Genomic DNA, 21,857 nt, shown 5'->3' with positions numbered 1-21,857 from the left:
GCGGACATTTGTATACCATAGCCAGCTTTCACATGGCTGTCTGAGTGAGAAACAAAATATGGACAACAGTAACAATCACGATCGCCAGGCGCACAAAGAAGCATTATTAGCCATTGCGCTCGCTGTCGGCTACTTTATCTGGTGGTACATTTCTGCTTATGGTTTTTCCGCCCCGCCAGAGGAGACCACACTGCCCGAACTTTACTGGGGTATGCCGCTTTGGTTCCTGTTATCGTGTGTGATAGGCCCAATCGTCTTCACCTGTTTATGTGCTGTCATGGTAAAAGTGTTTTACCGTGATATTCCTCTTGATGTAAAACCAGACCAATCGAATGAATAGTCAACTTATCATCCCACTGATCATTTATCTGATCGGTGTTTTTGCGGTCGCTTTCTTTACGCGCCGCCATTATCGTCAAGGCAGTTTCCTGAGCGAATACTTCGTCGGCAGCCGCAGCATGGGCGGTTTCGTGCTGGCGATGACACTAGCCGCGACCTATGCCAGTGCCAGCAGCTTTATTGGCGGCCCTGGCGCTGCGTATAAAATGGGGCTCGGCTGGGTACTGCTGGCCATGATTCAGTTGCCGGCAACCTGGTTGACGCTGGGCGTCCTGGGTAAAAAATTTGCCATTGAAGCCCGTAAACATAACGCCCTCACGCTTAATGATATTCTGTATGCCCGTTTTAAAAGTCGTTCTGTGGTGATTCTTGCTTCGCTTTCCCTGCTGCTGGCTTTTTTCGGCACTATGGTGGTGCAGTTTGTCGGCGGTGCCCGCCTGTTGCAAACCGTGACCGGTTTACCTTATGAGCAGGGTCTGATGCTGTTTGCCTGTACCGTCGGTCTGTATACCACCATCGGCGGATTTCGTGCCGTCGTCCTGACCGACACCATTCAGGGCATCATGATGTTAATTGGTACTGTGCTGCTGTTAGTTGGCGTGGTTCATGCTGGTGGCAGTATTGGTGAGCTGGTCTCAGACCTGCATAAGATCGATCCGGCCTTGGTGACGCCTTACGGCCCTGATCATTTCCTCGGCCAGCCGTTTATGCTCAGTTTCTGGGTACTGGTCTGTTTCGGGGTTATTGGCCTGCCCCACGCGGCGGTACGTTGTATGTCTTATAAAGACAGCCCGTCCCTGCACAAAGCCATGGTGATCAGCACCATTATGATGGCGCTGCTGATGTTTGGTACCCATATGGCCGGCGCGCTGGGGCGTGCCATTGTCCCTGATATCGCCAGCCCGGATCAGATTATGCCGACCCTGATGATTACCGTGCTGCCACCGGTGGTTGCAGGTATCTTCTTGGCGGGACCGATGGCGGCCATTATGTCTACTATCGACTCCCAGCTGATCCAGGCTTCCGCAACCCTGCTTAAGGATCTCTACATCAACTACATCAATCCGAAAGTTGTGGAGGAAGAGCAGGCAGATCGCAAACTGAACCGCTTATCCCTGTGGGTGACCTCAATCTTTGCGCTGCTGGTCTTCTGCGCCGCAACCAACCCGCCAGATATGATTGTATGGTTGAATCTGATTGCCCTCGGCGGCCTGCAGGCAGTATTCCTGTGGCCATTGATTCTCGGCTTGTACTGGAAACGCGCCTGCGCTGCGGGAGCGCTGAGTTCCATGGTGATTGGTCTGGCTGCCTATATCGGACTGATGTGGTTCAAACCCGACCTGGGCGGCGTTCATCCGATTGTTCCGACCCTGGCACTCGGACTTATCACTTTTATCGCCGTAAGTGTATTTAAGCCATGCCGCGATAAATCGCCGGCACTGCAATCCTGAACAGGCTAGGCCAGCTATACCTATACCGCTTCGCTATGACGGCGGTTTCACCATCACATTCACAAACAGCGGCCTGGTGCCGCTCTTTGTTATTGCATCGCTATTATCAAGGCATTGCCTTTGCGGCGCTCTCTCCTTAAGCTTGCCATCAGGTTTAATAAAATCATCAGGATAGCAAGATGGACAGGCTACAGTGCGATCGTATGTTTGTGGCTGTGATGGAGCTGGGCAGCTTCGCCCGCGCCGCGCAAAGGCTCAATATCAGTAGCGGACAGGCTTCAAAGCTGATTTCCCGTCTCGAGCAGGATTTAGGGGTCCAGTTGTTTAAACGCTCAACCCGCTCTCTCGCGCCAACTGAAGTGGGTCAGGCTTATTATGAACGCATCAAACGCATCGTGGACGACCTCGATGAACTGGACGACTCGATTCGTAACGCTTCACGTCAGCCTTCAGGCCGGTTGCGTATCGCCGCTCCCGTCACATTTGGTCAAAGCCAGTTAGCCCCCTGCCTGATTGATTTTTCTACCCGGTATCCCGAGATTGACCTCGATGTGCGCTTCTCCGATCGCAGCGTCAACATTGTTGAAGAAGGTTTCGATCTCGCTTTGCGCATTGGTCAACTGACCGACTCCAGCCTGATCGCGCGCAAATTGTGTGATGTCCGGGTGTTAACCCTGGCCTCTGCGCAATACCTCAGTCAATACGGCACACCGCAGCACTGGCGAGAGCTCGCCAGCCATAACTGTATTATCGATACCAACTTCCGCGACCCGTTTCGCTGGCCCTATATTAACGCCCAGCAAATCGTCGAGGAGATGCCGGTGAACGGCCGGCTCAAATTCTCCAACGCCGATGTGTGTCTGGAAGCAGCTTGTGCAGGACTGGGCATCGCCCGCCTGCCGACCTTCGTGGCCGCCGCTGCGATCCGGCGCAATAAATTAGTGCCGATTCTGAGCGACTATGAAGTGCCACCAATCGGGCTTTTCGCGCTCTATCCACCCGCTAAGCATCTCGCGCAGTCATCGCGTGCTTTCATTGATTTTCTCGTCGCGCGCTTTGCCGCTGGTCCAACCTGGGAGTAGCGATTTTTCCCTTTGGGTAAAGAAAGAGTTACCCAAAAGAGGGGATACGGATTTTACTTCCATTTTGGAAGGAAATATCTTCAATCCGGCTATCTAATCATTGTTTTGGAAGTAAGGTACAGTCTCTCCATCGAATACATCGCCACAGCGATGAATATCTATTAAACGCGGCTCCAACCTTGCAGATAAAGGTCCGGGGAAGCGAGAGCCGATTTATACCGAGGTGAGATATGTTAGTAAATGGTCAATGGACAGCAGAGTGGCATCCCGTACAAGCAACCGATGAAAACGGCGGATTTGTTCGTCAAATTTCAAGTTTTCGTGATTGGGTCGTTCCGGCAGAAAGCCTCGCGCCGGGCGAAACCGCTCAGTTCGTTGCCGAGCCGGGCCGTTACCATTTATACGTCGCCCTGATTTGTCCCTGGGCTTCCCGTACCCTGATTGCCCGTAAATTAAAGGGACTGGAAGAGGTTATCAGCGTCTCGGTCGTCGAGCCCAAACTGCTTGACCAGGGCTGGCATTTTGGGGATTACCCCGGTTCCGATAAAGATGATCTCAATGGCGCTGAGTGGATGCATCAGCTCTATACCAGAGCCGATCCTAGCTTTACCGGCCGGGCTACCGTGCCAATTTTGTGGGATAAGCATCTTAACACTATCGTCAGCAATGAATCCGCCGACATTGTGCGTATGCTAAACAGTGGCTTTGGTCAGTTGGCCAATAACGACTTTGATCTGTATCCAGAACCGCTGCGCGGAGAAATTGATCAACTGAACGCCGACATTTACCCGAAACTGAATAACGGTGTGTACCGCACTGGTTTTGCGACGACGCAGCAGGCGTATGAAGAGGCGTTTCAGGATGTGTTTAGCATGCTTTCCTCTCTGGAGCAGCGCATGAGTGACGGTCGTCCGTATTTGCTGGGCGACACCCTGACCGAAGCAGACATCCGCTTGTTTGTTACTCTGATTCGCTTCGATCCGGCTTACAACGGTATTTTCAAATGTAACCTGCACCAACTGCGCGAGTATCGCTTTCTGGATAGCTACATGAAACGTATCCTCGATCTGCCAGGGGTACGCGCTACTGTTAACCTTGATCACATCAAGCAGGGTTACTACTCTATTAAAGCATTGAATCCGAATGGGATTGTGCCGGTAGGTCCGGACATGTCGGCCTACGGTTTATAAGGAATCAACCATGACTAAGAAAATTGTGATATTTCTGCACGGCGTTGGCAGCTCAGGCGCAGATCTGGAGCGTTTAGGTGATTACTGGGCAAGCTCTATGCCGGACGTGGCATTTTTGGCTCCGAACGGCCCGTTTCCCTTCGATCAGGGCAATGGTTATCAGTGGTTTAGCATCAGCGGTGTTAATGAAGTGAACCGGGCTATCCGGGTTCATGATGCCCGTGCAGCACTGGATAAAACGCTCAGCGATCTGCTGCTGGAGCATGGCGCGACTTGGGAGAAAGACCAGATTGTACTGGTTGGCTTCTCTCAGGGCACGATTATGTCTCTGGATGTTGTGGCCAGTAACCGCTTACCCGTGCACGCCGTGGTCGGATTTTCCGGCCGCCTGGCTTCTCCGCAACCGCATGAGGTGAATACCCGGGCACCACTGCTGCTCATTCATGGTAAAGCGGATCCGGTCATCCCGTTCAGTGAAACAGAAAAAGCAGCTCAGCAACTCAAAGCGCAAGGTGCCAAAGTGACGACCCTCTTTGAAGATGGCATCCCGCACACAATCTCCCAGCAAGGCGCCGAGCGGGCTGCGCAATTTATTCGTCAGTGCTTTGATATTAGCGAATAACATTTTGATATCAGGAAATAACATCCTGCTCCGGCGGCGACGTCGCCGGTCTTAATCCCCTGTGTTTTATCATTAAGTCCCTTTACGTGACGGCATTCAAGCCATCTCTCACGCCTGCCGGACAGCATGACTCTTCGCGCTATCCGGCACTTTTTCACATTTCGACGCCTACTTTATCTGTCGCTGCCGTTAACTCAGGCTGGCGAGACGCGCGGCAAAGCCCATAAAGAACATCCCCAAAATGCCATTGCCGACTTGCGACAAACGCTTATGGTTACGAAACATTTGGGTCAGAGATGTGCCAAGGAAAATCAGCGCACTCAGATAAACGATGCTGAAAACTTCCAGAATGGTGGCCAGAATCAGGTAAGAGATCCAGGTGTGATCGTAGGTGTAATCAATAAACTGAATGAAAAACGACACGTAAAACAGAATCGCTTTCGGATTGGTCAGGCTCAGTGACAGAGACTTCACAAAAATATTTTCACTCTTCTTTGGCCGCTCTACCCCATCCTCATCCACTGCATCTTTACGCAGCAACTGATGGATGATTTTCAGCCCCAGATACAGCAGATAAGCGGCTCCCAGATAACGAATAATGGTAAACAGCACTGGTGACGCCTGAATCAGCGACGCCACCCCCAGATAAGACAGCAGAATCAGAATTGCATCACCAATTAAGACACCACTGGCTGCTTTGTAACCCGCTTTAACACCAAACGACGAGCTAGATTTCAGCACATACAAAGAGTTAGGACCCGGCGCGAGAATGATCATGGTTAAACCGGCCAGATAAGTCCAAATATTGATCACCCCAAACATCTCTAACATACTGCCCCTCGCCGTCGGCTAATTGATGAGAATTGCGGGTTTTTCACCCCAAAATTTTTGACTGTATAACGCAAATTAGTCTGCTCGTCGAGTATTAACAGCAGGATCCGGACACAACTGGTACAAATCTCCGCTGAGCCGATAACGACAATTAATGGCTGACCAGTTTAAAGCACATAAACAGCGAATTATTCTGTCACTGGCACAAAGCCCAACCGAGCTTCTTGCATCTCTGTTTAGCAACAGAATCATATCTTGTGTTGACTTTTTTAGAACAATTCGTTGGTTTTATATCATTAGTTTCATCAATATCTTTGTGGTTAAATCCAAAATGATCCCCAGCAAGAAGCTCACAATCACAAGGAAGCAAACTATGGATAGTTTGAAAGGCCAGCTTGGTCACTGGCGTCTGCACCTCACGGTGGTTATTATTGCCGTCATCTCAGAACTGATAGGAATTATTAAGGTGCCACTGGGTGGCAGCAGTGTTGTCTTACTACCGCTGTTCTATGCCTTTATATTCGGTTTGTTAGTCAATCCGAACGTGGTCAAAAAAGCCAAAGTCATTCTGACGTCCAAACATGCTGAAAAAGCCACACCCATTATTATTATTTCTGTACTGCCTTTCCTGGCTAAATTCGGCACTCTTATTGGCCCGTCATTGAATAAAATTCTCGAAATCGGTCCGGCGATGTTACTGCAGGAACTCGGTAACCTGGGTACGATTTTAATTGCGATGCCACTGGCGATCCTGGTGTTGAAAATGGGCCGTGAAGCCGTGGGAGCCTGCTTTTCTATCGCTCGTGAACCGAATATCGCGCTGATTTCTGATAAGTATGGTTTAAAGAGCCCGGAAGGCGTCGGGGTGATGGGTGTCTACGTCATGGGTACCATGTTCGGTACACTCTATTTCGGAATTCTCGCCTCGCTCCTGGCTTCGACCGGATGGTTTGACCCTCGTGCACTGGCAATGGCCTGTGGTGTGGGTAGTGGTAGCATGACCGCCGCTTGTTCTGCAGCGCTGGGCGCATCACTGCCAGCAATGAAAGAAGAGATCCTGGCTCTGGCCGGCGCAAGTAACCTGCTGACCAACGCCTCTGGCCTGTTTGTCGGTCTGTTTATTGCCCTGCCCCTGACCGAAAAACTGTATCGCCTGCTTACGGGTAACAAAGCCGCCATACCATCAGAGCCACAAGCAATCAGCAACACAAGGAAGTGATCTCAATGTCTGATACTACTGCAAAAAAGAACGTGAACGCGTCGATCAACTTATTAGATTATGCATCAGTGTTAGTGATTGTGTGCATTATCGCACTGATCAGTAACTGGACGGGTACCGGTATTACACCATTGTCAGCACTGCCTGGTATGGTGATTATCTTTGGTATGGTTATCATTGGATTGGCATTAGCCAAATATATGCCTTTCTATTTGCCGTCGGTGGCATGGCTGTCACTGGTGAGTGTGGTATTAACAATCCCGGCGTCACCGGTATCGGAATTTATTCTGACTCAGGTAAAAGAAATTAACTTCCTCAGCCTGGTCAGCCCGGTATTAGCGTATGCGGGTATCGCCATCAGTAAACAAGAAGTCTCAACTTTTAAAACTGCCGGTGGTAAAGTCGTCATTATCGCGCTGCTTGTGTTTACCGGCACGTACCTGGGCTCAGCGATCATCGCTAACCTGTCACTTTAAACTCTCAAAGCACAAGCTCAATGTGTACCATTATAAAAGTGAAGATTATGCCAAATTATATTAGTCAGCATTCAGAACAACATCAGCAGTTGGTGAAGTGGAGACGCGATCTCCACGCTCATCCGGAAACCGCCTACGAGGAGTTCCGTACCGCGGATAAAGTGGCCGAGATCCTGTCCTCGCTGGGCCTGGAAGTCGACCGAGGCCTGGGCGGAACCGGTGTGGTCGCCACCCTGCGCGGTAATCAGGGCGATGGTCCGACCATCGGTCTGCGTGCCGATATGGATGCACTCGATCTCGACGAACTCAACACCTTCGATCACTGCTCCAGACATCAGGGTAAAATGCATGCCTGTGGCCACGACGGTCACACCACCATGCTGCTCGGCGCTGCGGTCACGCTGGCCCAGGATCCTGAATTTAAAGGCACGGTGAACTTTATTTTCCAGCCAGCAGAAGAGAACGAGGCCGGCGCCAAAGCGATGATCGCTGACGGTCTGTTTGAACGTTTTCCTATGTCGCAGGTCTATGGTCTGCATAACTGGCCGGCTTTGCCTGCCGGTGAAGCTGCCGTGCATTACGGCGCAGTGATGGCCGCATTCGATACCTTTGATATTACAGTGACCGGTATCGGTGGTCATGGTGCCATGCCGCACCAGACGGTTGACCCTGTGTATGCATCAAGCCTGATCGTCAGTGCCCTGCAAGGCATTATTAGCCGTAACCTGGATCCGCAAAAATCCGGCGTGATCAGTGTGACTCAGATTCACGGCGGCCACGCCTATAACGTCATTCCGGAACAGGTGACGCTGAAAGGCACCACCCGTTCATTCTGTCCTGAGGTTCGTGACCTGATCGAAACGCGGATGCACGAAGTGGTCAGAACGATTGCCCAGGCACAAGGCTGCCGGGCGGACATCACCTACACGCGCCGCTACCCGGCCACCATTAACACGGTGGATGAGGCGAAGCATTGCCAGGCCGTGCTGGAAGCGATGCCAGAAGTTCAGCAGGTACATATCAACCCACCCGCCAGCATGGGCGGTGAAGATTTTGCCTTTATGCTGGAAAAATTGCCGGGTGCTTATATCTGGCTGGGTAACGGCAGTGCTGACCATTCACATAATCTGCACAGTCCGAATTATGACTTTAATGATGAAGTTCTGCCAATTGGTGCCAATTTCTGGGTTAGACTGGTACAACACCTACTGGCAGATTAAACGGCATTACAATAGTCATGGACGAACGAGCCCTCAAATATTTTGAAGTGGTCGCGAAAACGAAAAGCATACGTGCAGCCTCTGAAGTGCTGCACGTTTCGCCTTCAGCGATCAGCCGAAAAGTGGCACAACTGGAAGCCCAGCTCAATGTACGTCTCATGGACCGGATTGGGCGCGGCGTTGACATTACCGAATCCGGAGTCCGCTTAGCTCGTTATATTCAAGATATCAACCAGAAGAAAAACGACCTGATTTCTGATTTGTCGGAAATCGAAAATCTGCAAAGCGGCACGCTGCGCATTTCTGTAGGCGGTGGCTTTATACCGGATCTTATCGATCACGCCATTGCGCAGTTTTCCAGGCGCCATCCAGGTGTAAAACTGGTATTGCAAGTCGGTGGCGGAGACGATGTGATCGACTGTATCAAACATGAAGAAACCGATATTGGTGTGCTACTCAATTCACCGCCAGATACCAAACTCGATGTCCTCTACTCCTGCCCTTTTCAGGCGTTGAGCCTGTTGGTTCCTACAGAGAGCCGCTGGGCACAGCTTGATACCATTACTCCCGCCGAACTGGCTGAAGTGCCGCTGGCGCTGCTCAATGAATCATTCAGTATCCGGCGTGCAGTTGATCTGTATGAAGTGCGTCAGGAAATCCGCTTGAAAGAGCTAATGGTGTGCAATTCGTTTGACGCACTCAAGAACTATGTGTCAGCCGGTTTGGGCGGGACCTTACTGCCTAAAGTCTGCGTCAGTAAAGAGCTTAAAAATCAATCCTTTGTCGCGATAAATATCGAAGGCATGCATACACTCGATACCACGGTCGATTTGGTGATCCGCAAAGGCCGGCCGCTCAGTGCATCAATTCAGGCGATGCAGGAGTGCATAGTGACCGGTATGAAAGCATTTAACGCCACCACATGACGGTGCTATGTTGCCTACTGATGTTGCCTACTGACGATACCAGGCTCACCGCTAAAACAGACGATCCGAAAACAGCAAAGCCGGCACTGACGCCGGCTTTGTCATAAACAGCGAAGACTTCCCTTACGCCGGCTCCGTTTCCGGCTCCTGCTGCGCACTGACCTGCAGATACAGCCACAACCCTGACATACAACCCAGCGTGGCAAACAACAACCACAACCAGCCGGACGGGAAAGTCGGCAGATCCAGCAGCCATCCGGCCCCCCAGTTACCGACAAAAGCAAAAAAACCGCCGATACAGGAGTAAAGGCCGTAATAACTGGCCAGGCGGGTCGAAGAAGCAAAGCGCGGAATATAAGCGCCAATCAGTGGCAGAACCATCATCGAGCCGCTGCTGAGCAGCACAGCACAAACAATAAAAGGCAGCGCCGGCCAGGCAGGAAAATGAAGATTCAGCGCCAAAAATGCACTGCCCATCAGCGCCATACCAAAGCCCATACCTTTGGCGGTACCGAGTTTTTTCTCCACCCAGTGACTGACCGGCAGTTGCATCAGCACGCCCATCAAAGATGACACCATAAATACCCAGGTAATCACCGACGGATCGCCGGTCTGGGTTCGCACCTGATGCGGGATAGACAGGTAGAGTTGATGAAACAGGATCTGATACACACACGCCGCCATGACAAAACGCATGAAAGGCCGGTTTTGCAGCATCTGCCACCAGTCCGCCAGCACGCCCTGACGCTGTTGTTCAACACTATGATGCGTATCTTTTGGCAGGTAATACCATTGCAGTAGCAGCAGGATAAAGAACACCGCCGCCGCAGAAAGTCCGACCCACATGAAGCTAACAGCAAACAGGCTGAGACCAATTAAAGGCCCGAGTAACATACCAGCTTCGCTGGCCAGATTCTGCAGCGCAAACACCCGGTTGCGCTCTTTCTGTTGCGGATACTCCGAGGACAAATAGGCCTGGCTGCTTGGCGTAAACAGTGCACCGGCAAAGCCGGTACAAAATGCACCGAGCACTATCGCCACAAACGTGTCGCTGACCCCGAGTAAAAAGAAGCCGACAATCCGCACCGCACAGCCGATCAGAATCATCGGCTTGTAACCAAAGCGGTCGCCCAGAGTCCCGCCAATCAGGAACAATCCCTGCTGACTCAATACCCGCAGGCCGATGATTAAACCGATATACCAGCCACTAAAACCAAGATTTTGCAGATGCTCAGCCAGATACGGCAGCAACATATAAAAGCCGAGATTAAAGCTGAAGCTGTTAAAGACCAGCACTCGCCCTGCTGCAGAGAGCAGACGCCAGTCATTCATCACGTGGTTAAGCTTCATTACGCTACCTTTTTCGACCGCAGAGTCCGTACAAACGGAATCCCGTTTTCATCACTCATCACCGTGGCTTCAACGTTATAAATATCCTGTACCAGTTCGGACGTCAGGATGGACTTAGGATGCCCACAGGCCACCAGCTCACCCTCTTTAAGAACCAATAAATTATCGGCATACTGAGCGGCAAGATTAAGATCATGCAACACCATCAGAGTGATGTACTGCTGCTCACGCGTCTGAGTCACCAGGTGTTCGAGCAGGACATGCTGATGGTGTAAATCCAGCGCACTGACAGGTTCATCCAGCATCAGAATCTGTGGCTCGCGCATCAATGCCTGTGCAAACAGAATCATCTGACACTGACCACCACTTAACGTGCGTACATCCCGGTTGGCGAGGTGGGCAAGCCCCATACTTTGTAAGATCTCTAACGCCGCGCGCAACATATGATCTTCAACACGTAAACTCAAGGCATCCAAACGACCGAGTAACACGACTTCGATTACCGTCAGATTCACATCGAGATGAATATCCTGCGGCATATAACCGAAACGTTGCCGCCAATGTAGCAGTCGTTTTACATCGAGCGAATCCTGACCATGATGAATCGAGCCGCTATCCAGTTTGAGTTCACCAAACAGAGTTTTGAGCAAAGTGCTTTTTCCTGTTCCGTTCGGACCGAGAATCGCAGTCACCTGACCGGGCTTGAGCTGGAAACTGATATCCCGCGCCAGAGTGAGCGCACCGATCTGAATATTTAGTTTCTGTGCGGTCAGACATTTAACCGGCTCTGTCACGCAGTGTTGCTTCAACATGATTAACCTCGCTTAGCCACAATCAACCAGAAAAAGAACGGCACGCCGATGATGGCCGTAACAATACCTATCGGAAACAGAGCACCGGGAACAATTGACTTGGACAAGACCGAAGCAGTCGATAACAGGCAGGCACCGATAATAAATGACAGGGGCAGAAAGAATCGCTGATCTTCTCCTACCAGCATCTTGGCAATGTTCGGCGCAACGATGCCAATAAATCCGATGATACCGACAAAACTGGTCACGGTGGCCGTCATTACCGCCACGATAAACAAGATCTTCAAACGTAAACGGGTGACATCAACACCAACACTTTTCGCCCGCTCTTCACCCAGACGTAACGCAGTGAGTTTCCAGGAATCCTGCATCAGCAGTAAGAAGCCGCCCAGAACCACGACAGCGGTGATCCCCAGATTGCCCCAGGTAGCTTTAGACAAACTACCAAACAACCAAAACAAAATCTGCTGACTCAGTTCAGGAGAAGAAACAAACTGCACCAGCGAAAGCAATGACTGAAACAAAAACAACAGGGCAATACCAGCCAAAATTAATTGCCCGGAACTGATATGACGCATCGACGCCAACATAAATAAGAAGCATGCCGACAGCATACAACATAAAAATGCACCGATGGGCACAGCAAGGTTGCTGTCTAAGCCTAACGAACCAATGTACAACATGATCGCAGCACCAAACCCCGCAGCAGCAGCCATACCCAGTGTATAAGGGCTGGCCATCGGGTTATTCAGCAAAGTCTGCATTTCAGCGCCGCCAACGCCCAACGAACCACCCACAATGATCGCCATCAGAGCAATAGGAAGGCGTAGATTGGCAACGATAACCCGGGTTGAATCATCGACCTGAAATGGCAAACCAATAAATTCTAATAACGCATTCATAACCCGAGATGCATCCAGCATCGATGGACCGGTCATAATATCAAGGACAAACGACGCCAATAAAATCGTGCCGAACAGCATCAGCACTAGCCAGCGACGCCGCTCACTGTTACGCTGGTTTTCAATCGCTTGTAGTAAAATTTCAGATTGCATCGTGGCTTACCTGTATTTCTAATCTTTTGATCATAGGCTTGTTCAAGCTTGTTATACTATAACAACACACATCAATATCAATATAAATCGTTATCGTAATCACTATCATTTATTGAACAAACGGCCTAACGATAAGGTTAAACCACAGCACATGACTTCCATTAACTGGATCAATCTATGCCAGTAAACCTCACATGCACCCGCTTTCCGTTAAGTTGGAGCAATGCCTCACTGCAACCTAACAATCGTAAATAATGAACATGTAATTTAATTACACCAAACCCCTTTACAACGACGAATTATCACCAATATATGTATAAAAATTACATATTTTATTTGATCTAACGCACACAAAAGAGTAAAGTGTGACCCATACCTCATTTACTTATGTCGATAAAAGGTGACGCTATGTTAGATAAAAAACAATCACTGTCTGTTCGTGAGCTGTTCGGCATGCTGGCAATGTTTTCTGCAACTTCTCTGGTTGTGATGATGCTAAGCCTGACCTGGGTTAACATCTAATCCGGTCAACCCCTCGCGAAAGCAAGAAAAAAGGCACTGTAAACAGTGCCTTTTGTGTTTATGGAGTTTGTTGTATTTGCTCAAGCAACGGAACCAATTCCGGATTATCAGTTTTAAATTTATCGTACACAGGCTGAACTGCTGCCTGAAATTTGGCGACATCGCTTTCCACAAACGTAATATTATGTTGCTTCAAATCCTGAGTCGCTTTTTCTACATACTTAGCCCAGTTATCTTCCTGCACTTTAGCTGTCTCTTTGGCCGCTTTACGAATACCTTCTCGCTGTGCGTCCGTTAATGAGTCCCAGACACTAGTCGACATGACCAATACATCCGGCACTACTGTATGGTTATCACGTGAGAATACTGTTTTTACTTCGTAATGTCGGGAAGAATAATAAGAAGGTACATTGTTCTCGGCACCATCAACTACGCCCTGCTGCATAGCCGAATAAAGTTCACCATATGGCAGCGGAACAGGCGTACCACCGAGGGCCTTAATCGTATCAATCGACAACGCCGAGTTTTGAACCCGAATCTTCATCCCTTTTAAATCTTGCGGTGTTTTAATTGGCTTGCTGGTATAAAAGCTACGTGAACCAGCGTCCAGAAAGGCCAGTCCGATAAAACCTGCATTGCGAGATGAAGCCAGGATTTCTTCGCCAATAGGTCCGTTCAGCACCGCATCATACTGTGCACGATCCCGATATAAATAAGGGAGTGAAAGTAACTTGTAATCCGGAGCAAATGTATTAAGTGTAGCCGCACTGGCTTTAGTAAACGCAACCGTGCCATTTTGTACCATTTGCAGACCTTCAGACTCATCACCTAATGTACCGTTCGGATACACTTTTACTCGTAATTGAGCCTCTTTGCGGACCTCCTTGGCAAAAAATTCCAGAGATTGGTGTACCGGATGCTCAGTTGGCAGTGCGTGAGACATTTTCAATGTGGCAGCATAGACATTACCACTCATCAGCGTTGATACAGTGCAAGCTAAAAGCAGTTTATTCAGAGTTTTCATTTCACAGTCCTGTTTTACGTTATTGGCTTTAAGTCGTTTTTGTTTAAGAGCTATAGCCTGCCAAGTGTGGCAACCAGAGCGATAACGACGGAATTAAAGTGACGATGGCAAGTGTAATAACCATGATGAAGAACAGCGGAATCATCTTAGGCACGACCTGGCCTAATTTGGTTTCATAAACACTGCAACCGACAAATAAGGCGGTCCCCACAGGAGGAGTGCAGATACCGATGCACAGGTTGAACACCATAATGATGCCGAAGTGAATCGGGTCTATACCCATTTGAGTCGCTATTGGCAGAAAAATTGGCGTAAATATCAGTACCGCAGGCGTCATATCCATAAAGGTACCGATAATCAGCAGAATGATGTTCATCAGCAAAATGATCATCAGCGGGTTTTCAGAAGCTTCGAGAATAAAATCAGAAATAAATGTCGGAATATCCGCATTAGCCATAGACCAAGACATTGCTGAAGACGTCGCAACCATCAATAACACAATTGAAGTTGTCACCACACTGTCAACCAAAATTGGAAAGATATCGTCAGATTTAAGTTCTTTATAAATAAAACCTAGTAGTAAGCTATATACCACTGCAATGGCTGAGGCTTCTGTTGCGGTAAATATTCCTGCCAATATCCCGCCCATGATGATAATTACCAAGCCCAGACTGGGTAGTGCATCAAGAACAACCTTACTGGTTTTTTCGGTAAACTCATACTTTTCACGTGGGATATTAAATTTCGCTCCCAGTAAAAATATCCCCACCATAATACCCAGCCCCATAAGTATTCCAGGTAAATAACCGGCAATAAACAAATACTGGACGGAAGTCGAACTAACCAATGCATACAGAATCAAAATATTAGAAGGTGGAATCAACAACCCTGCAGGACAGGAAGAAACATTTACTGCAGTAGAAAAATCCGCAGGATAATTATGTTTATCCTGCAATGGCCGCATAATACCGCCCACTGCGGCCGCAGATGCAGTCGCGGATCCCGAGAGCGCGCCAAACATCATGTTAGCAATCACGTTGACATGTGACAAAGCGCCTGGTAAGCGACCACCAAACAGCATTGCGAAGTTAATCAGGCGATTGGCAAGTCCTCCCCGGTTCATCAAATTACCAGCGACAATAAAAAACGGCAGAGCTAATAAGCCAAAGTTATTGAGTCCATTGGCGAGTTTCTGCGAAATCAAAATCGAAGTTTTATCAATAGGGAAATCGACAAATACGGTCAAGAAAGCCGCTAAACCAATTGAAAAAGCAATCGGTACTCCAATGACCAACAACACCGCCAAAGTACCGAATAGCACGATAACAGGAAATAGATCATAGAAGAAATCAGGTGCATTTAGCAGAAATTCTTGTGAGAATAACAAATCGGTTAAAGTCATAATATTTTCCTACCGCAGTGATTATGCGTTTTTTTGACTGCGATTATTACTAAGGAAGTAAATAGCTCGAATAATATCGAGCGACCCGAAATAGGTAATTAATACTCCTGCGACAGGTACAACGAGATAAACATAACCAATCAATAAATGTTTACCGCCGATCACTATCCCGGGAGAAATCTGCCCATTGGCCAACGTTGATGTAACCAGTAAATATCCACCGTAAATAAATGCAATACTGGATAGCAGCACCACTATCGCATTAGTGATCACGGCTAAAACTTGTTTTCCCGTATCTCCGTATTTAGATGACAGCAACTCTAATGCTAGATGCCGCCTGATGGAAAAGGTATACGCGCCTCCCAGTACTCCTATCCATATTAACAAGTAACGTGACAGTTCATCGGTAAAGTTGGCCGGATCGTTCAAAACAAAACGCGTAAAAACCTGCCATACAACCGTAATGATCATTACGGCCATAAATAAGGTCAGCAGAACCCGCAACCCTCTGTTTATATATTCGTTGATTAACTCAATTATCATTGCGTTTCTCTTCTCATTATCGCTTCACAATATGATTAATCAGATCCGGATGATTATTCAGACCCGGGTCTTGCACTTATTTGTCCTTTAGTAAGCCACGATCTCGTTCTAAATTGCCCCAGATTGGTCCAACTAATTACCAACATATAATACATGTCGTGCAGATAAAAAACCGACACCAGATCAAAAAACACTACTTTTTGTATAACAACTTGAAAAAATCCGATCCATTTAACAATTTAACGATAAACAGCCTAATTTTAGTGATTTTAAACACATAAAATCGTAATTAGTGACCTAGGACAACTTGTTAAAGGACGATTCTGATGTATCTTATTTGAAAATTGGTATAACAACTAAGGTTTGGGTATGACCACTTTCCTCTCTGAAAACTTTTTGCTGCATAATGACATCGCGCGCCGCCTGTATCATGAGGTGGCCGCGGACATGCCAATCATCGACTATCACTGCCACCTGCCTCCTCAACAGGTAGCGCAGGATTACCGCTTTCAAAACCTGACCGACATCTGGCTGCGTGGCGATCATTACAAATGGCGCGCAATGCGCAGTAACGGTGTTGAAGAACGCTTTTGTACTGGTGAAGCTACCGATAAGGAAAAATTCCTGGCGTTTGCACGCACGGTGCCGTTTACCATCGGCAACCCTATCTATCACTGGACACACCTCGAACTACGTCGTCCTTTTGGTATAAAAGACATGGTATTGAGTGAAAAAAATGCTCTGCAAGTCTGGGATCAGTGCAATGAAATGTTAGCGAGCCCAGAATTCAGCGCCCGATCGATCATGCAAAAAATGAAAGTCGAGATGGTGGGTACCACAGATGACCCGGTTGACGATTTGAGTGCACATAAACAAGTGGCCGAAGATGACTCTTTCCTGATACAAATGCTGCCCAGCTGGCGTCCCGACAAAGCATTCAACATTCATCTCGCTACCTTTACAGACTATGTGCATCAGTTAGCGGAAGTCGCAGACGTTGAGATCCATCTCTTTACCGATTTGTGCCGCGCGCTGAAAAAACGCCTGCAACACTTCGCAGAGCACGGATGCTGTATCAGCGATCATGCGCTTGATACCGTGGTATATGAAGACGCCAGTGAACAGGAGCTGGATTCCATTCTCGCCAAGCGTCTGGCAGGAAACGACGTGACACCTTTTGAAACCGCACAGTTTAAAACCGCTGTCCTGGTTTTTCTGGGGAAAGAGTACGCAAAGCGCGGCTGGGTGCAGCAATATCACATTGGCGCACTGCGTAATAACAACCAACGTATGTTTGAACTACTGGGCCCGGATACCGGTTTCGATTCCATCAACGATGGTGAAGTTGCGCTGCCACTGGCTCGCCTTTTGAATGCACTCGACCGGGATGACGCGCTGCCAAAAACTATCTTGTACTGCTTAAATCCGCGCGATAACGAAGTGATTGCCACCATGTGCGGCAATTTCCAAGGCGGCGGTATCGAAGGCAAGATTCAATTCGGATCCGGGTGGTGGTTTAACGATCAGAAAGATGGCATGGAACGTCAAATGACTCAGTTAGCGCAACTGGGATTGTTAAGTCGCTTTGTCGGTATGCTGACCGATAGCCGTAGTTTCCTGTCTTACACACGTCACGAATATTTCCGTCGCATTTTGTGCCAGATGATTGGTCAATGGGTCGAAAATGGTGAAGCGCCAGCTGATTTTGACCTGCTGAGCCGTATGGTTGCCGATATCTGCTACCACAACGCAAAGAACTATTTTGGTCTCACTGCACTATCACGGTGATCCCCGTCGACAGTCGGTCTGTTCGACAATCCAAATATTAAAGCCCTTTGATTGCTGTTGGTCTTTGGCCGACAGCAACACCCCGACACAGGTAACTATTATGATTCAGCTTAACCGCGATACTTTTCCCGGCCCATCTTATCCGACTAAAATCATCCAGTTCGGCGAGGGCAACTTTTTACGTGCCTTTCTCGACTGGCAAGTCGATCAACTCAACCAACACACAAATTTTAATTCTGGCGTCAGCGTTATCCGCCCGATCGGCGGCACCTTCCCACCCAGCCTCAACACACAGCAGGGCTTATATACCACTCTGATTCGGGGGCTGGATGAAGACGGCCAGGCGGTCTCTCAATCGCGTATTATCTATTCCGTCAATCAGGAATTATCGGCATATGATGAATTTGCGCAGATTGTGACTCTGGCCCACAACCCTGATACCCGATTTGTTTTCTCTAATACAACAGAAGCCGGTATTGCCTTCGTCGAGAGTGACAAACTCACCGATATCCCGCCGAGCAGTTACCCGGCCAAACTGACGCGTATGCTGTGGGAGAGATTTAATCATTTCGAAGGTGCCGACGACAAAGGATGGATTATTATCCCTTGTGAACTGATTGACTACAACGGCGCGGCCCTGCAAGCAATTATACAACGCTATATTGACCTTTGGGCGCTACCGGCAGAATTCCGTGCATGGGTTGATAATGCCAACACTTTTTGTTCAACTTTAGTTGATCGTATCGTCACCGGGTATCCGAAAGATGAAGTACCCCAATTGGAAGCGCTACTTGGTTATCAAGATACCTTTATGGTCAGCGCGGAAAATTTCTACCTGTTCGTCATTCAGGGGCCACAATGGCTTAACCAGGCGTTGTGCCTTGACCAGCTTGATGAAGAATATGCACTCAATATCAAGATTGTGGACGACATCAAACCTTATAAAGAGCGTAAGGTGGCCATTCTTAATGGTGCTCATACCGCTTTGGTTCCGGTTGCCTATCAGGCGGGCATCGATACCGTAGGCGAAAGCATGCAGGATGAGCAAATCGCGGCCTACCTGAAACAGGTAATGTTCTCAGAAATCATACCGACTCTCTCTTTACCTGAAGATGAACTGATCGCATTCGCCACTGATGTCGAATACCGGTTTAAAAACCCATATATCCAGCATCAGCTGTTATCGATTGCGCTGAATAGCATGACCAAATTCAAAACCAGGATCCTGCCTCAGCTCTTGGCATATCAAGCCAATGAACAGCGGTTACCCCGCTACCTCAGCTTTGCTTTTGCGGCATTAATTACCTTTTATCAGGGCAAGCGGAATCAACAAACCTATCCCCTGAATGACGATCAGCCATGGCTGGATTTCTTCGCCGCACAATGGGCACAAGTTGAAGCTGGTCATTTATCTTGCCGTGAATTAGTGGACGCGGTATTGGCGAATGCCGAACACTGGGATGCAGATTTAACCAAGGTCCCTGGCCTTTCCGAATGTGTAACTGCCCATGTTGAGCGCATCTGCTCACGGGGAATGCGCAGCGCGTTAACTGATGCATAAGGAGGGGAACGTGAACTCATTACTTAAAATCCATCCGCAGGACAACGTAGCCGTGGCATTAAGTGATCTCACGGCGGGTATGACTGTAGAGATCGACCAGCAGTCGATTACGTTGCAGGACGATATTCCTCAGGCTCACAAAGTCGCGTTGAAGGATTTTGCCTGCGATGACCTGATCGTGAAATATGGCGCCCCTATCGGACATGCTGTGACCGCGATTTCGGCTGGCACCCGTGTCGATCAGGACAATATACGCACGAACCTCAAAGAGTTAAGCGACTACCAGTATCAACCGGATTTCCAGTCCATAGACAGCACCTTGCACGACACTCCGGTCGAACTATACCGGCGTTATAACGGAGAGGTCGGGATCCGCAATGAATTGTGGATAATCCCGACCGTGGGTTGTGTCAATGCCATGGCCAGAATGATGAAAAAGCAACTCGAATCTCAGGCTGACATGACACAAATCGATGGCGTACATGTATTTACCCATCAGTACGGTTGCTCGCAACTCGGCGATGACCATCAAAACACCAAAACATTGCTGCAAAATCTGGCAAAACATCCCAATGCGGGCGGTGTATTAGTGGTTGGTCTCGGCTGTGAAAATAATCAGCTCAATGCGTTCAGAGAGTCTCTGGGTGATTATGACCCGGATCGGATTGAGTTTATGATCTGTCAGAAACACGACGATGAAGTGGAAACCGGAGTCGGGTTACTCAGAAAGCTGTACGACAAAATGATGACTGACCAGCGCCAGCCAGGCTTTTTGCACGAAGTACGCTTTGGTCTGGAGTGCGGAGGTTCCGACGGCTTTTCCGGTATTACCGCTAACCCGCTACTGGGAAGATTTTCGGACTACCTTGTCGCACACGGCGGAACAACAGTACTGACAGAAGTACCGGAAATGTTCGGAGCGGAACATATCCTGATGAGTCGCTGCATCGATAAAACCACATTTGAAAATACAGTCGGCATGATCAATAACTTCAAGCAGTACTTTATCGATCACAATCAACCTATCTACGAAAACCCCTCGCCCGGTAATAAGGCAGGAGGCATTTCTACTCTGGAAGAAAAGTCGCTCGGTTGCACGCAAAAGGCAGGCCGTAGTCAGGTTATGGACGTACTGAGCTACGGTGAACGCCTGACCAAACCAGGATTAAATCTGCTCAGTGCGCCAGGGAATGATGCTATCGCCACTTCCGCTCTGGCAATGGCAGGCTGCCATATGGTGCTGTTCAGTACCGGACGCGGAACCCCCTATGGAGGACCAGTACCGACCCTCAAACTGGCCACCAATAGCGACTTGGCTAAGCGAAAACCACACTGGATCGACTTTAACGCCGGCGCATTAATTGAAGGCATCAGTATGGATGAACTGCTGGAGTGTTTTATTGAACGGGTCGCCGCATTCGTCAATGGTCAGCAAACCTGCAATGAGCGCAATGATTTCCGTGAGATAGCGATTTTTAAGAGCGGCGTGACGTTGTAATCAAACTTCACAACACTTTAACAGGCGGCCCAGAGCAGGTCGCCTTTTTGTACACAGTTCCAAACAACCGTTCGGTCAGCAACGATGATTTAACCAACCAGTAACACCAGACAAATGCCTGGCGTTACTGGTTTACACGTCAAGCTTGTATATTCATTGGAACTCAGAAGGTAGAAAGAGGACTTTCCGCAAACAAGAAACGATCATAGTCGTCGCTGGAACCGTCAAACAACATCTGTTTCGTATTTTCAATGTGTTGCCATACAGCCTGACGCGCAGCCTGCGGATCCCGTTTTATCAGGGCCTGAACAATATCGTCATGCTCTGTACACCAGCTGCGAATCTTGTTGTCTTCAATATGCTCGTGCAACTTTTTCCAATAGGGATTGTTTTCGCGATGTTTGCACAACATCTCTGCCACATGGACCACCGCGGAATTTTGTGTACAGCGTGCAAGCTGGATATGAAATTCACTATCCCAGTATGAATCACGGCTAAAGTCATCTGATTTGGCTTGCTCCTGAATTTTCATCAAAGCAACCAGATCCTGCTTAGTGGCCTGAGTCGCGGCGAATTCAGCAATGTTGCTTTCAAATAGCTGACGGGCTTGCAGCAGTTCAAATGGACCACAGGTTAACATGAAGCTGGCGTCGGTAACTAGCTGACTGGACTCAGTAACGGCGGAATCAATCTGAGTATTAATCACGCGAATACCTGAGCCTTTACGAACCTCAACGAACCCTTCGACTTCCAGCATGATCATCGCTTCACGGATGACGGTGCGGCTGACTTCCATTTGTTCGGCGATTAAACGTTCAGCAGGTAACATATCACCTACCTGGTATACACCGTCAGCTATTTCTTTTTTAAAGCGATTCGCTATCTTTTGATAAAGCTTAACGTTGGGTTCCATACTCATCTCATCAACAACTTGTTATACCAATTA

The 21,857-nt window shown here is 48.7% G+C and carries 20 protein-coding genes; 12 read left to right on the top strand and 8 right to left on the bottom strand.

What is annotated here, in order from left to right:
* The first annotated feature begins 58 nt into the window (after positions 1 to 58).
* The 5 genes from J0X00_RS04000 (at position 59) to J0X00_RS03980 (ending at position 4,684) form a co-directional block, all read left to right on the top strand.
* Positions 59 to 340 carry a YhdT family protein gene (locus J0X00_RS04000; protein ID WP_282476385.1) on the top strand — a complete coding sequence of 94 codons (282 nt, stop codon included), beginning with the start codon at positions 59 to 61 and terminating at the stop codon, positions 338 to 340.
* On the top strand, positions 333 to 1,790 hold the full coding sequence (gene panF / locus J0X00_RS03995; protein WP_136486742.1) for a sodium/pantothenate symporter: 1,458 nt from the start codon (positions 333 to 335) through the stop codon (positions 1,788 to 1,790). Before J0X00_RS04000 ends, panF begins: the two co-directional genes overlap by 8 nt.
* 179 nt (positions 1,791 to 1,969) lie before the next feature.
* The gene (locus tag J0X00_RS03990) at positions 1,970 to 2,872 is read left to right on the top strand and encodes a LysR family transcriptional regulator (RefSeq protein WP_136486744.1); all 903 of its coding nucleotides are present in this window, start codon (positions 1,970 to 1,972) and stop codon (positions 2,870 to 2,872) included.
* Between the two features lie 230 nt (positions 2,873 to 3,102).
* The gene (locus J0X00_RS03985) at positions 3,103 to 4,062 is read left to right on the top strand and encodes a glutathione S-transferase family protein (RefSeq protein ID WP_136486747.1); all 960 of its coding nucleotides are present in this window, start codon (positions 3,103 to 3,105) and stop codon (positions 4,060 to 4,062) included.
* Positions 4,063 to 4,072: 10 nt separating this feature from the next.
* Positions 4,073 to 4,684, top strand: coding sequence for a dienelactone hydrolase family protein (locus tag J0X00_RS03980; RefSeq protein ID WP_282476384.1), 612 nt, complete (start codon positions 4,073 to 4,075; stop codon positions 4,682 to 4,684).
* Between the two features lie 189 nt (positions 4,685 to 4,873).
* Here the strand turns inward: J0X00_RS03980 and leuE are convergent, their stop codons facing one another.
* Complete coding sequence (gene leuE / locus J0X00_RS03975) at positions 4,874 to 5,515, bottom strand: leucine efflux protein LeuE (RefSeq protein WP_136486752.1); 642 nt, start codon at positions 5,513 to 5,515, stop codon at positions 4,874 to 4,876.
* A gap of 373 nt (positions 5,516 to 5,888) precedes the next feature.
* Here leuE and J0X00_RS03970 point away from each other — a divergent pair, with 373 nt between their 5' ends.
* From J0X00_RS03970 to J0X00_RS03955, 4 genes are read left to right on the top strand one after another with little or no spacing between them, the layout of a single operon-like run.
* Positions 5,889 to 6,734, top strand: coding sequence for a DUF3100 domain-containing protein (locus J0X00_RS03970; RefSeq protein WP_136486754.1), 846 nt, complete (start codon positions 5,889 to 5,891; stop codon positions 6,732 to 6,734).
* Between the two features lie 5 nt (positions 6,735 to 6,739).
* The gene (locus J0X00_RS03965; RefSeq protein ID WP_136486756.1) at positions 6,740 to 7,210 is read left to right on the top strand and encodes a hypothetical protein; all 471 of its coding nucleotides are present in this window, start codon (positions 6,740 to 6,742) and stop codon (positions 7,208 to 7,210) included.
* A 47-nt stretch (positions 7,211 to 7,257) separates the two neighbouring features.
* Positions 7,258 to 8,430, top strand: coding sequence for a M20 aminoacylase family protein (locus J0X00_RS03960; protein WP_240798198.1), 1,173 nt, complete (start codon positions 7,258 to 7,260; stop codon positions 8,428 to 8,430).
* 17 nt (positions 8,431 to 8,447) lie between these two features.
* Positions 8,448 to 9,356 carry a LysR family transcriptional regulator gene (locus J0X00_RS03955; protein WP_282476383.1) on the top strand — a complete coding sequence of 303 codons (909 nt, stop codon included), beginning with the start codon at positions 8,448 to 8,450 and terminating at the stop codon, positions 9,354 to 9,356.
* Between the two features lie 123 nt (positions 9,357 to 9,479).
* Here the strand turns inward: J0X00_RS03955 and J0X00_RS03950 are convergent, their stop codons facing one another.
* From J0X00_RS03950 to J0X00_RS03925, 6 genes are all read right to left on the bottom strand, one after another.
* On the bottom strand, positions 9,480 to 10,706 hold the full coding sequence (locus tag J0X00_RS03950) for an MFS transporter (RefSeq protein WP_136486761.1): 1,227 nt from the start codon (positions 10,704 to 10,706) through the stop codon (positions 9,480 to 9,482).
* Positions 10,706 to 11,518, bottom strand: a complete 813-nt coding sequence (locus J0X00_RS03945) for an ABC transporter ATP-binding protein (protein ID WP_282476382.1) — start codon at positions 11,516 to 11,518, stop codon at positions 10,706 to 10,708. The genes J0X00_RS03950 and J0X00_RS03945 overlap by 1 nt, the downstream gene beginning before the upstream one ends.
* Before the next feature lie 2 nt (positions 11,519 to 11,520).
* On the bottom strand, positions 11,521 to 12,573 hold the full coding sequence (locus J0X00_RS03940) for an iron ABC transporter permease (protein WP_282476381.1): 1,053 nt from the start codon (positions 12,571 to 12,573) through the stop codon (positions 11,521 to 11,523).
* Between the two features lie 580 nt (positions 12,574 to 13,153).
* Positions 13,154 to 14,119, bottom strand: a complete 966-nt coding sequence (locus tag J0X00_RS03935; protein WP_282476380.1) for a TRAP transporter substrate-binding protein — start codon at positions 14,117 to 14,119, stop codon at positions 13,154 to 13,156.
* Between the two features lie 43 nt (positions 14,120 to 14,162).
* On the bottom strand, positions 14,163 to 15,521 hold the full coding sequence (locus J0X00_RS03930; protein WP_282476379.1) for a TRAP transporter large permease subunit: 1,359 nt from the start codon (positions 15,519 to 15,521) through the stop codon (positions 14,163 to 14,165).
* Between the two features lie 21 nt (positions 15,522 to 15,542).
* Positions 15,543 to 16,064, bottom strand: coding sequence for a TRAP transporter small permease (locus J0X00_RS03925; protein ID WP_282476378.1), 522 nt, complete (start codon positions 16,062 to 16,064; stop codon positions 15,543 to 15,545).
* 369 nt (positions 16,065 to 16,433) lie between these two features.
* Here J0X00_RS03925 and uxaC point away from each other — a divergent pair, with 369 nt between their 5' ends.
* The 3 genes from uxaC (at position 16,434) to J0X00_RS03910 (ending at position 20,911) form a co-directional block, all read left to right on the top strand.
* Entirely contained in the window at positions 16,434 to 17,852 is a 1,419-nt protein-coding gene (uxaC, locus tag J0X00_RS03920; RefSeq protein ID WP_218561859.1) for a glucuronate isomerase, read from the top strand.
* Between the two features lie 100 nt (positions 17,853 to 17,952).
* Positions 17,953 to 19,413 carry a tagaturonate reductase gene (locus tag J0X00_RS03915; protein ID WP_282476377.1) on the top strand — a complete coding sequence of 487 codons (1,461 nt, stop codon included), beginning with the start codon at positions 17,953 to 17,955 and terminating at the stop codon, positions 19,411 to 19,413.
* A 10-nt stretch (positions 19,414 to 19,423) separates the two neighbouring features.
* Positions 19,424 to 20,911 (top strand): altronate dehydratase family protein, encoded by a 1,488-nt coding sequence (locus tag J0X00_RS03910; protein WP_282476376.1) that lies wholly within the window; start codon positions 19,424 to 19,426, stop codon positions 20,909 to 20,911.
* 163 nt (positions 20,912 to 21,074) lie between these two features.
* On the opposite strand, the gene J0X00_RS03905 is transcribed toward J0X00_RS03910, so the two are convergent.
* A complete protein-coding gene (locus tag J0X00_RS03905; RefSeq protein ID WP_282476375.1) occupies positions 21,075 to 21,824 on the bottom strand; it encodes a GntR family transcriptional regulator in 750 nt (249 codons plus the stop codon).
* Positions 21,825 to 21,857 lie beyond the last annotated feature (33 nt).

It is taken from the genome of Vibrio sp. ABG19, assembly GCF_029962385.1.
In the GTDB taxonomy this organism is placed as follows: domain Bacteria; phylum Pseudomonadota; class Gammaproteobacteria; order Enterobacterales; family Vibrionaceae; genus Vibrio; species Vibrio ostreae.
The sequence above is the reverse complement of the archived record's forward strand: the minus strand, read 5'-3'. Positions and strand labels throughout refer to the sequence as shown.